This is a genomic window from Megasphaera geminata F0357 (assembly GCF_000239275.1).
Classification (GTDB): domain Bacteria; phylum Bacillota; class Negativicutes; order Veillonellales; family Megasphaeraceae; genus Megasphaera; species Megasphaera geminata.
In genome coordinates, this window is record NZ_JH417586.1 from 1 (window position 1) to 11,306 (window position 11,306).

16 protein-coding genes are annotated in these 11,306 nt (G+C 51.3%); 13 read left to right on the plus strand and 3 right to left on the minus strand.

Annotation, left to right across the window (positions count from 1 at the left end; translation table 11 throughout):
- Both HMPREF0080_RS04300 and HMPREF0080_RS04305 read right to left on the minus strand, forming a co-directional pair.
- Positions 1-231 (minus strand): helix-turn-helix domain-containing protein (locus tag HMPREF0080_RS04300; protein WP_006790029.1); only part of this gene is annotated, 231 nt, incomplete at its 3' end.
- An 81-nt stretch (positions 232-312) separates the two neighbouring features.
- Positions 313-711 (minus strand): thioesterase family protein, encoded by a 399-nt coding sequence (locus tag HMPREF0080_RS04305; protein WP_006790030.1) that lies wholly within the window; start codon positions 709-711, stop codon positions 313-315.
- 173 nt (positions 712-884) lie between these two features.
- Here HMPREF0080_RS04305 and pgeF point away from each other — a divergent pair, with 173 nt between their 5' ends.
- The 4 genes from pgeF to HMPREF0080_RS04320 all read left to right on the plus strand — a co-directional run bounded on the left by pgeF (position 885) and on the right by HMPREF0080_RS04320 (position 4,042).
- Positions 885-1,700 (plus strand): peptidoglycan editing factor PgeF, encoded by an 816-nt coding sequence (pgeF, locus tag HMPREF0080_RS04310; protein WP_006790032.1) that lies wholly within the window; start codon positions 885-887, stop codon positions 1,698-1,700.
- A 164-nt stretch (positions 1,701-1,864) separates the two neighbouring features.
- Entirely contained in the window at positions 1,865-2,083 is a 219-nt protein-coding gene (locus HMPREF0080_RS04315) for a hypothetical protein (protein ID WP_006790033.1), read from the plus strand.
- An 80-nt stretch (positions 2,084-2,163) separates the two neighbouring features.
- Positions 2,164-2,583, plus strand: coding sequence for a hypothetical protein (locus HMPREF0080_RS10730; protein WP_245527223.1), 420 nt, complete (start codon positions 2,164-2,166; stop codon positions 2,581-2,583).
- Positions 2,525-4,042: a heavy metal translocating P-type ATPase gene (locus tag HMPREF0080_RS04320; RefSeq protein ID WP_006790035.1), complete on the plus strand. Its 1,518-nt coding sequence runs from the start codon at positions 2,525-2,527 to the stop codon at positions 4,040-4,042. Before HMPREF0080_RS10730 ends, HMPREF0080_RS04320 begins: the two co-directional genes overlap by 59 nt.
- Positions 4,043-4,111: 69 nt before the next feature.
- Here HMPREF0080_RS04320 and HMPREF0080_RS04325 read toward each other — a convergent pair whose 3' ends face one another.
- Positions 4,112-4,792: a DUF4405 domain-containing protein gene (locus HMPREF0080_RS04325; RefSeq protein WP_006790036.1), complete on the minus strand. Its 681-nt coding sequence runs from the start codon at positions 4,790-4,792 to the stop codon at positions 4,112-4,114.
- A gap of 233 nt (positions 4,793-5,025) precedes the next feature.
- Between HMPREF0080_RS04325 and queD the strand changes: the two genes are divergently transcribed.
- The 9 genes from queD to HMPREF0080_RS04370 all read left to right on the plus strand — a co-directional run bounded on the left by queD (position 5,026) and on the right by HMPREF0080_RS04370 (position 11,262).
- Entirely contained in the window at positions 5,026-5,448 is a 423-nt protein-coding gene (queD, locus tag HMPREF0080_RS04330; protein ID WP_040347235.1) for a 6-carboxytetrahydropterin synthase QueD, read from the plus strand.
- Positions 5,448-6,101 (plus strand): putative 7-carboxy-7-deazaguanine synthase QueE, encoded by a 654-nt coding sequence (gene queE / locus HMPREF0080_RS04335; protein ID WP_006790038.1) that lies wholly within the window; start codon positions 5,448-5,450, stop codon positions 6,099-6,101. The genes queD and queE overlap by 1 nt, the downstream gene beginning before the upstream one ends.
- 28 nt (positions 6,102-6,129) lie before the next feature.
- A complete protein-coding gene (folE, locus tag HMPREF0080_RS04340; RefSeq protein WP_006790039.1) occupies positions 6,130-6,606 on the plus strand; it encodes a GTP cyclohydrolase I in 477 nt (158 codons plus the stop codon).
- A gap of 84 nt (positions 6,607-6,690) precedes the next feature.
- Positions 6,691-7,371 carry a 7-cyano-7-deazaguanine synthase QueC gene (gene queC, locus HMPREF0080_RS04345; protein WP_040347233.1) on the plus strand — a complete coding sequence of 227 codons (681 nt, stop codon included), beginning with the start codon at positions 6,691-6,693 and terminating at the stop codon, positions 7,369-7,371.
- 11 nt (positions 7,372-7,382) lie between these two features.
- Positions 7,383-7,856, plus strand: a complete 474-nt coding sequence (gene queF, locus HMPREF0080_RS04350) for a preQ(1) synthase (RefSeq protein WP_006790042.1) — start codon at positions 7,383-7,385, stop codon at positions 7,854-7,856.
- Positions 7,857-8,160: 304 nt separating this feature from the next.
- Positions 8,161-8,925, plus strand: a complete 765-nt coding sequence (locus tag HMPREF0080_RS04355; RefSeq protein ID WP_006790044.1) for a dihydroorotate dehydrogenase electron transfer subunit — start codon at positions 8,161-8,163, stop codon at positions 8,923-8,925.
- Positions 8,925-9,839, plus strand: coding sequence for a dihydroorotate dehydrogenase (locus HMPREF0080_RS04360; RefSeq protein WP_006790045.1), 915 nt, complete (start codon positions 8,925-8,927; stop codon positions 9,837-9,839). Before HMPREF0080_RS04355 ends, HMPREF0080_RS04360 begins: the two co-directional genes overlap by 1 nt.
- Positions 9,840-10,246: 407 nt before the next feature.
- Positions 10,247-10,717: a YbaK/EbsC family protein gene (locus tag HMPREF0080_RS04365; RefSeq protein WP_006790047.1), complete on the plus strand. Its 471-nt coding sequence runs from the start codon at positions 10,247-10,249 to the stop codon at positions 10,715-10,717.
- Positions 10,718-10,734: 17 nt separating this feature from the next.
- Complete coding sequence (locus HMPREF0080_RS04370; protein ID WP_040347240.1) at positions 10,735-11,262, plus strand: nitroreductase; 528 nt, start codon at positions 10,735-10,737, stop codon at positions 11,260-11,262.
- The last annotated feature ends 44 nt before the right edge of the window (positions 11,263-11,306 follow it).

Sequence of the window (11,306 nt, forward strand, 5' to 3'; positions counted from 1 at the left end):
AAAGGATAACTTATTTTCCCACCTGGTTTCAATAACATGAGCCTTACATCGTGCTGAAAAGGGTTTATGCGTCATTTTCTTGTCTAGAGAAATCCCCTGCTTACCTAAGAACACCCATCTCTTTATAGTGCTTTTGGAAATTGATAATTTCTGAGCTATAGAACGGTATCCCCATCCTTGCTCATGTAATAAAATCGCTTGCCTTTTTATTGCTTTGGAATACTTGGACATAAAAACTGCACCTCCAAAAATTGTGTCCAACTTTTGGGGTGCAGTCCAGGAACTGCGGGTCTTTACTATGTCTCTCCGGTATTATTTCTTTAATTTTGCATTTGCTTTTTCAATAAACGGAGCCGCTTCGATGATAAAACGTTCATGCACCGCTTCACCGACGGAGCCCGCATCGTCATAGCCTTCAATTTTGAATGTCAGCCTGCGGCGGTCCTGGTCGATGAGAACGGCTTTTGCCTTGACCGTCATGCCGACAGGCGTGGCGGAAGTGTGCTTAATATTCATAGAGATACCGACCGTACTGTAGCCTTGCGGCAACTGATCGCCGATGGCTTTTACCGCCGCGTGTTCCATGAGTCCGACAAGTGCGGGCGTAGCGTATACGGGCGCCGTGCCGCTGGCGTATTTTATGGCCGTATTATCTTCCGTAACGACTTCCGTTATTTCTGCCGCAGCGTTTGCTTTTAATGTAAAATCCATGATAAGCCTCCTTAAAAAACAGCCAACTTTTATGCTCTAACTATATCATAGACACAGTCTTCAAGGTAAGACTTTTTTCCTCAATATAGAAGAGAGAAGCGGCCTTTGTTATAATATAGTCGATACCATTATAAAGGAAAGGGAGTACGAATTTAAAAGGGGACAATGACTCAATGAACATAGAAGAAAAGAATGGCATACAATACGTTACGTTCGCTCAATTTAAAAAATATCCCGAACTTGTTGCGGCCGTGTCGACCCGTGCGGGCGGAGTCAGTGACGGCGCTTTTTCATCGCTCAATATGAGTTTTTCAACGGAAGATATGCCGGAACGCGTTATAGAAAACAGACGCCGGTATTTTGCGGTATTGCGGCTTGACCCGAAAGACTCGGTCGGTTGCAATCAGGTACACGGCGTTAATATCGTTCGCGTCGGCAAACGGGATTGCGGTAAAGGGGCGTCTTCCCGGGAAACGGCAATTTCCGCTTGTGACGGGCTGGTGACAAATGAAAAAGGAGTGGCTTTGACCATGAATTTCGCCGATTGTACGCCTCTTCTGTTCTTTGATCCCGTCCGTTATGCCATCGGCCTTGCACACGGAGGCTGGCGCGGTACTGCCGGTAATATTGCGGGCCGTACGGTGGGGGAAATGCATACGGCATTCGGTTCCGAGCCGGCGGATATCATTGCCGCCGTCGGCCCGGCCATCGGTCCCGACCGGTTCGAAGTGGGGGCGGAAGTTATTGCGGCGTTTACGGAATTGTTCGGTTCGGCGGAAGTAAGAGAGCTGTACAGGCCTATAGGGGAAGGGAAATATCTGTATGACCTTTGGGAAACGAACAGACGCTTAATGCTGCGTGCCGTCCTCAAAGAGGAACACATTGAATGCACGCGTATATGTACGCATACACATGCGGATATATTTTTTTCGTATCGCAGGGAAAAGGGGAAAACAGGCCGCCATATGGCCGTTATGGCCCTGCGGTAATCAGGGAACCTTTATGATCGCAGTGATGACAGCCGGTATCGTCACTGCGATTTTTCAGTATACTGTTTGAAAAAAATATCTTGACGGGACGAAAAAAACACTTTACACTATGTTTAGTGAATAAGTGAATAGTAGTTCATATATAAAATAAAGGAGGACATAAAATGAAGAAATCGTATAGGCTCGAAGTGGATTGTCCTAATTGTGCCCATAAGATGGAAGTCGCGGCGAACAAAACGGAGGGCGTGAAGGCAGCCGCCGTCAATTTTATGCTTCTCAAGATGAAGGTCGAATTTGAGGACGGCACGCAGCCGGCGGAAGTGATGCGTGCCGTTCAAAAGAATTGTAAAAAAGCCGCATCTGACGGTGAAATCCTGTTATAAAACCATCAGTCGGAGGGGAACGGAAATGACTGCCGGACAGAAAAAAGACATGGTTCGCATCGCCCGTCGCGGCAATGATTATGATCGGTACCGGGGCGGCCGATTTTACACCGGTGTGGAATATTGCGCTGTATGCGGCCGCCTACTTTATTGTCGGCTACGATATACTGCTGAAAGCGTGGGAAGGTCTTAAAAACGGCAACGGACTGGATGAATGCGTGTTGATGATTATTGCCACTCTCGGGGCATGGGGACTCGCTTTTTATGAAGACGACGGCTACACGGAAGCCGTAGCCGTTATGCTGTTCTATCAGACAGGTGAATGGTTTCAGCGATATGCCGTCAATAAAAGCCGCCGCAATATTACGGAGCTGATGGATATCAATGCCGCATATGCCAATGTGGAACGGGCCGACGGAACTCTTGAGAAGGTAGCTCCCGATGAAGTCGAAGTTGGTACCGATCATTGTCGTCAGGGCGGGAGAAAAAATCCCTATTGACGGCGTCGTCATTTCCGGCAAAAGCAGTCTTGATACGGCGGCGCTTACCGGTGAAAGTATACCCAGGGAAGTAACGGACGGAGATACCGTGCTGAGCGGCTGTATCAATCTTAACGGCGTCCTTCGCCTGCAGACGGCAAAGGCTTTTGAAGACTCGACCGCCGCCAGGATTATGGAACTGATTGAAGAAGCGGGCGCCCGTAAATCCCGGTCCGAACAGTTTATTACGCGTTTTGCCCGCGTCTATACACCGACAGTCGTCGGCCTTGCCGTCGCCTTGGCTTTCTTGCCGTCTCTTTTCGGTCTTATTACGACGGGCGATGCGAACTGGCATATCTGGATTTACAGGGCTCTGACGTTCCTCGTAATCAGCTGCCCCTGCGCACTTGTCATCAGCGTCCCTTTATCGTTTTTTGCGGCTATCGGCAGCGCGGGCCGGGCCGGTATTCTGATTAAGGGTTCCAACTATGTGGAACAGCTGGCTCATACAGGGACCGTCGTCTTCGATAAGACGGGCACGCTTACCAAGGGGACCTTTGAAGTCGTTGCCGTTCATCCTGTCGCACGGGAAATACCGGATTCCCTGAAAGGTGAAGGATCTTTGGAAGACAGGCTCCTTCATTTGGCGGCACATGTAGAGTCCTTTTCGACCCATCCCATTGCCGAATCATTGCGGCGTGCGTATCAGGCCGAAGGTGACGGCTGCGCAGTGACAGGCGGCGAAGAAGTCGCCGGCATGGGGATCCGCGCGATTGTTAACGGAGATACGGTTTGTGTCGGTAATGCGGTCTTTATGGAGGCGATCGGTACGGAAGCGAAACATTGCGACCGCGACGGTACGATCATTCATGTCGCCGTAAACGGCGTATATGCGGGTCACATCATTATTTCCGATGTCTTGAAACCGCATGCGAAGGACGCGATACGGGCGCTTCACGCCGCCGGAGTGCGTAAGCTCGTTATGTTGACGGGCGACGGTCAGGAGGCAGGTGATAAAGTAGGGACGGAACTCGGACTTGACGAGGTATACGGTGATTTGCTGCCGGCTGATAAGGTGCAAAGGGCGGAAGAACTCCTAGTTGAAACGCAACGGCACGGTAAATCGTTGGTCTTTGTGGGAGACGGTCTTAACGATGCGCCCGTTTTAGCCCGGGCCGATGTAGGCGTCGCTATGGGAGCGATGGGATCCGATGCGGCTATTGAAGCCGCCGATGTCGTTCTCATGGACGACGACCCTCTGAAACTGGCTGTGGCCATGACAATCGCCGGAAAATGTATGGCCATTGTAATGGAAAATATTTATATGGCCATCGGCATTAAAGTACTCTTTCTGATTTTGGGTGCCGTCGGCATCGCCAATATGTGGTTTGCCATTTTCGCCGATGTAGGCGTCATGGTCATAGCGGTTCTCAATGCCATGCGCGCTCTGTTTACGGGCGGAAAAGTAAAAGCGGCATAACTTCTTTGGCTGTAAACGATAAACCGGCTCGTTCTTCTTGCGGGAATGAGCCGGTTTTTACGGGGAAAACTATTTTTTGAGACGTTGTAATTTACCGAGAGCCCTGTTCAAGTAGTAGGCGGCTGCGGCGGAAGCAATCATGACGGCGGTGAAATCGGCCAGAAACAAAAGGAGCGGTTCTTTCGTGTCAATGAAGACGAATTGTGATTGCAGGGACATATAGGACCACATATCGCGTTTTATGAAGGCACGGATACCGCAGGCACTGATGATAAGTATAAAGAGTCGCAGTATATTCGACAGTTTTGCAGATAGGACCGGTTTGTCCATACGGGCTTTTATGAGGCCGAGAATACGCTGCCATTGGAGTCCCAAATGAAAGGTCATCAACATGAAGCCCCAATAGGAGGCAGGAAGGTGGACCAGCCGTGCCGAAGCGGCGCTGCCTGCAATGTGAAGCGCCGGGACGACCTGCCTGTCAATAATCAGGCCGCTTACGGGCATGGCGAACATGATGAGAATAAGCGCCATATTCACGGCCGTCGATACTGTGCGCTGTAATGTATAGCGCCCTTTGAACAGGGTTAACAGCCAGCGGCGGTTCAGCGCGTGATGACAGACAAAAAGGGTGAACATGAGGAGGCCTAAATAAATATGATTGGCTTTGCCGATCAGAGAGTAAGACATAAGAAGAGGTAAAATAATGATCATACACCCGTCGATTGCGGTACGTGCGGTTTGTTTGTTCATGAGCCGTGTTCCTTTCTTTGTATTTTCTTATTGTACCCGTAACGGCCCGTTTTTTGCAAACAGCCTATATTGACAAAGATAAAATCGTACATTACACTAAAGAAGCAGTTATGCGGACAGTTCGTTTGTACCATCCTGTCCTTAAACAAAACCAGGACTGTTTTTTTGTTGCCTTTTTACGGCTGAAAACCGGCTCTGCGTTTATGCAGGGCCTTTTTTTACGGGGAGATACCATGTATTATATCACGTCGGAAGCGTCTTTTGACGGCGCACACTTTTTGAGAAATTACAGCGGTAAATGCCGTAATCTGCACGGGCATCACTGGCTCGTGCGGGTTCATATGAGGTCGTACGCGTTACAGAGAGACATTCAGACGGACGGCATGCTTAACGACTTCGGCGACTTGAAGAAGACGTTGAAGGACTTGTGCGATTATTTTGATCATTCTCTCATCTATGAGGCGGGTTCTTTGCGCAAGTCCACGTTGGCCTGCCTTGCGGCAGAAGAGTTTCTCCTGCGTGAAGTTCCGTTTCGGCCGACTGCGGAGAATCTGGCCAAATATTTTTATGATACCCTGCAGGCAAAGCGGAGTGAGATCTACCGTGTCGAAGTATACGAAACGCCGGCTAATTGTGCGGCTTATGAGGCGCAGTGATGAAGGTTGCGGAAAAATTCGTCAGCATTAACGGCGAAGGGTGCAGGGCGGGCGAACTGGCTCTTTTTATCCGCTTTCAAGGGTGCAATCTGTCCTGTTCGTATTGCGACACGGCATGGGCTAATGAAGCGACGTGTCCGTATGAGGATCTGTCTCCTGCCGAGCTGCGGGATTATGCCGTCCGTGAAGGTATAAAAAATATTACCCTTACAGGCGGCGAACCGCTTCTGCCGGAAGGACTGAAGGAGCTTATCGGGCTCTTTCTGGCGGAAGGATTTCATGTGGAAATCGAAACGAACGGAGCCGTTTCACTGGCGCCTTTCTGCGGAGCGTCGCGGCCGACCTTTACGGTAGACTATAAATTGCCGGACAGCGGTTGTGAAGAAGCCATGGTCCATGCGAATTTTGACCTTCTGCAGCGGACGGATACAGTGAAATTTGTCGTCTCGTCACGCCGTGATTTGGAGCGGGCCAGGGAAGTTGTCGATACATACGGCCTTTTATTCACGTGCGGCGTCTATGTGAGTCCCGTTTTCGGTTCAATCGAAGCGGAAGAAATCGTCGAGTTTATGAAGGCACGGCGATTGAACGGATGGCGTTTGCAGATTCAAATGCATAAAGTGATTTGGGAGCCTGAGAAAAGAGGGGTATAAGTGATAAATACGAAAGCCATAGAAGAGCATGTACGCGGTATTCTCCGCGCGTTGGGTGACAGATCCCGGAAGAGAAGGGCTGCGTGAGACGCCGCAGCGAGTCGCCGCCATGTATGCAGAAGTCTTTGCCGGCATGAAGTATACAAATGAAGAGATCGGCAATATGTTTCGCAAAACCTTTGCGGACGGCAGGGTCTCGGATGTGGCGGATACGGGGCGGGTCGTCGTCATGAAAGATATAGATATGTTTTCTTTTTGTGAACATCATATGGCGCTGATGTACGATATGAAAGCGACTGTCGCGTATATTCCGGCAGAGCGGGTTCTGGGGCTTTCCAAGATTGCCCGCATTTGTGATATGGTCGGCAGAAGGCTGCAGCTACAGGAACGAATCGGCGCGGATATTGCCGATATTATGTCGGCCGTTACGGGCAGTGATGATGTGGCCGTACCGTTCAACGGCCGCCCACAGTTGTGTGACGGCGAGAGGTGTCAAAAATCGTAATACGAGGACCAGGACGGTCGAACTGAGAGGCCGTTTTAAGGACGAGGCGGCGTTGCAGTTGTATTTACAGTGAGGAGTGATACGGTGAAAGCGGCAGTATTAGCGAGCGGCGGTGTCGATTCGACCACGGCTTTGGCGCAGGCCGTTGAACGGTACGGCGCCGCCAAGGTGACGGCAGTTTCCGTATTGTACGGGCAAAAACATATAAAAGAACTGGAAGCGGCGGAAAAGATCGCTTCTTATTACGGTGTGGAACATATCTCTGTTGATGCGGCACCTCTGTTTCAATATAGCCGGGCTTCATTGCTGCAAGGCTCTCCGGAGCCTGTCCCGAAGGAATGTTATGCCGATCAGCTGAAGAAGACGCAGGGAAAGGCTCCGTTCAGTACCTGCGTGCCGTTCCGGAACGGCATCTTTCTTGCCGCGGCGGCAGGCATTGCATTAAGCCTTGGAAGTGAGGCCGTTATTTACGGCGCCCATGCGGACGATGCGGCGGGGGCGGCCTATCCCGACTGTTCACCGGCTTTTTTTGAGGCTATGGCCGCGGCTGTCTGGGAAGGTTCGGGGCGGCAAATCCGGCTGGAAGCCCCTTTTCTTGCGATGAATAAAGCGGCTGTCGTAGAGATAGGATTACGGCTGCGTGTACCTTACGAGCTGACCTGGTCCTGTTATGAAGGCGGCGCTGAACCGTGCGGACAGTGCGGTACGTGCAGGGACAGAGCGGCTGCCTTTGCGGCCAACCGTGTAAGCGATCCGGCGCGGTAAGGAGGATATGTGTGGAAAAGCTGACTCTTTTGGGAAATAACGGCGTGACGTATGCAGGCGGGTATAATCCCGGAATACTGGAAGTTTTTGAAAATAAGCACAGAGGACACGATTATTTCGTTAAATTCAATTGTCCCGAATTTACCGGTTTGTGTCCCGTAACGGGGCAGCCCGACTTTGGGACGATTATTGTCGCCTATGTGCCCGACATGAAGATGGTGGAGAGTAAGAGCCTCAAACTGTACCTCTTTTCATTTCGCAATCACGGCGCCTTTCATGAAGATTGCGTCAACCTGATCATGAAAGATCTGATTACGCTTATGGAGCCGAAATATATTGAAGTACAGGGGAAATTTCTGCCTCGCGGCGGTATTTCCATCGATCCGTACTGCAACTGCGGCAAAGCCGGCACAAGATGGGAAGAAGTTGCTTGGAAACGGCTGGCGGAACACGACATGTACCCGGAAAAAGTTGATAACAGATAATAAATAAGGGCCTTTCGTACACGGCAGAGTGTACGGAAGGCTGCTTGATTTCCGAAACAAATATATAAATGTATAAATGGGGTATCGCGGTGTGGAATACGTGATAGAAACGGATGCCGGGTCGGAGGTATTTTGCCGGCAGGAGAAACAGCTCCGCTGCGGGAAAAATGAATGCAAAAATCGAAAGGAACGGGAAGCAGGGCGGGAATACGGCGCAGACAGAAAAAGATACTATAGAACAGCTTTCATAGTATACAGGCATATGATAAAATGGTAAAAAACTTGCGGAAGAGGTGGAAAACAGGTGAAAAAATTCCTGGAAGACGCGGCGGTCGTTGCCAATGCGCCTGTGACGGATACGATATGGAGGCTTGTCTGTAAGGCGCCGCAGACAGCGGCATCGGCCCTGCCGGGCCAGTTCGTCAATGTCCTGGCGACGGGGCGGCGCGCTTTTCTGCGCCGTCCCTTCGGTATCGCGGCAGCCGACGCGGGCACAGGGGAAGTAACCGTCATGTATCGTCTTGTCGGCAGGGGGACTGCCGATATGGCGGCATTGCGGCCCGGGCAGGACCGTATTTCCGTCGAAGGGCCTCTCGGCGGCGGCACCTTTTCGATAAAACCGGGCAAAGCGCTCCTCGTCGGCGGCGGCGTCGGCCTGGCCCCTCTTATTTTTCTTGCGTATAAGCTGGATAATCCCGTTGTCCTGATCGCCGGGCGGACGGCAAGTGAAACTTTCTGGAACGAATTTTTTACGGCGGCGGCCGAGAAGATATATATCACAACGGATGACGGCAGTGCGGGCATACGGGGATTCGCCGCGGCGGCAGTGCCGCGGATCCTGAAAGAAAACCGTATTGATCGCATTGCCGTATGCGGGCCGACGGCGATGATGCGTACCGTAGCGGCGGCAGCTGCGGCAGCGGGCATTCCCTGTGAAGTGTCAATGGAAAAGCGAATGGCCTGCGGCATCGGCGCCTGTCTCGGCTGCACCTTTGAAAGCGGGACGGACGGCAAACGGTATAAAGTCTGTGCTGACGGCCCCGTATTCGACAGCAGGGAGGTGTTCTGATGAAACGGGACAGAATTGCCGTCGACTTTCTCGGCATGCATCTGAATACGCCTGTCACGGGCGCTTCGGGAACCTTCGGTTTCGGCTCGGAATATGAAGATTTTCTCGACATGGAAGACGTGGGCGCCGTCATTTCCAAAGGCATTACGCCTTTGCCGCGCCCCGGCAATCCGGGCGTGCGCATAGCCGAAACGCCGAGCGGTATGCTCAATTGTATCGGCCTGGAAAACCCCGGCGTTGACGTGTTTAAGGAATGTATCCTGCCGCAGGCAAAAAAAATGCCGACAAAGTTTATTGTCAATATTTCCGCCGGTTCCGTTGAGGAATACGGGGAATTGGCGGGAGAATTGGAAGTTGACGGCGTTGACGCACTGGAAGTAAATATTTCCTGCCCTAATGTCAAAGAAGGAGGCATTGTCTTCGGTACGGACCCGAAGGCAGCGGCGGCGGTTACGAAAAGCGTCAGGGAACACACGAAAAAGCCGGTTATTGTTAAACTTTCGCCGAATGTGACGGATATTACAGTCATGGCCCGGGCCGTTGAAGCGGCCGGCGCCGATGCGGTTTCGCTCATAAATACGCTGACCGGAATGGCTGTCGATATCGACAGCCGCCGTCCGCTGCTGGGCAACAGTACGGGCGGTCTTTCCGGCCCGGCCGTGAAACCGATTGCCTTACGTATGGTATGGCAGACCGCCAAGGCCGTTCATATACCCGTTTTGGGTCTTGGCGGCATTGCCACGTGGCAGGATGCGATTGAATTTATGCTTGTCGGCGCAGGCGCCGTTTCCGTAGGCGCCTGTAATTTCGTCAATCCCCGCACAGTGAGTGAAATTGCCGCCGGCATGCAGGCATGGTGCGAACGGGAAGGTGTGACCCGGATCAGTGAAATTGTAGGCACATTGAAGGCGTAGAATTGCGTGCACAGGTGATAAACGGTATCCGCATCGCTTAGGTCCACACCCGTATCTCTGCCGTTATCTACGGCAGCACCCCGATGAGGATATTCGTTTCCTTCGGCGGACGTGTAAGTGTTACTCTCAGACAGGCTTTGTATTGCCTGAAAAAATTATGCTTTTCATGGCAGCGGCAGACAGAAATACTTTTGTAAAATGAGTCATAATAAATACCGTTACTGCTGAGCACCGGATATTTTGTTCATAAAAGAATTTATTGATTTATCTGCCGATGAATACTGTCTTAAAGAGGAATGTAAATATGATATAATGGTCATAAACCTGAGAGAACGGTTTTATACGTCAGGATCATAAATAATTCAGTTCCCGACCGGGTGGAATATATCGTGAAAGGGTATTGCAGCATGTCCATAGAAAAGGTAAAAGCGTATTTTGAACGTATCGGTGAAGGCGGCCGTATCTTAGAGTTTGAGGCGTCCACGGCCACTGTCGCTCAGGCAGCCGCTGCCGTCGGCTGTGAGCCGGGGAGGATTGCCAAGACCATGTCTTTTCTTGTCGACGGCAACCCGGTTCTCATCCTGTATGCCGGTGATGTAAGAGTGGACAATAAGAAGTTCAAGCGGACTTTTCATAAGAAGGGGCGCATGATCCCCGTTGAAGAGGTGGAAGCGTATATCGGACACGAGCCGGGCGGGGTTTGTCCCTTTGCGGTTAAAGAGGGAGTGCCCGTATATTTGGATGTGTCGTTAAAAAGATACGATACGGTCTATCCGGCGGCGGGAAACGGTCACAGCGCCGTACGCACGACTCCGGAAGAGCTGTATATATTGGCGAACGCCGTCGCTTGGGTGGATACGGCGAAAGTATATGAATGAAAGGAGACGTGAAGAAGATGAATGAAGTGCTTAAGGCTTTTAAGGAACGGAGAAGCATACGCAAATTTAAACCGGATATGCCGACAAAAGAAGATATCGAGAAGATTATTGAAGCTGGCTTGTATGCGCCCAGCGGGAAGGGACAGCAATCGGCGATTATCATTGCCGTAACCGATAAGGCGTTTATTCATAAGCTGTCCGCCGTAAACTGCCGGATCGGCGGCTGGGATGAAGGCTTTGATCCTTTTTACGGCGCGCCTGTCGTTCTCATTGTCCTGGCGAAGAAAGATTGGCCGCTGCACGTTTACGACGGCAGTCTTGTTATGGGCAATATGTTGACGGCGGCGTATTCTCTCGGCTTGGGTAGTATCTGGATTCACCGGGCGAAAGAAGAATTTGAAACGGATGAATATAAGCGTGTGCTGACGGGGCTGGGCATATACGGTGAATGGGAAGGAATCGGCCATTGCGCTCTCGGCTATACGGACGGTGAACTTCCGAAAGCGGCAAAACGCAGGGACGGCAGAGTTTTTTGGATAGAATGAGCAGGGCTTATAAAGAAAGATGTTGCAACAGCCGGCGGGGTACA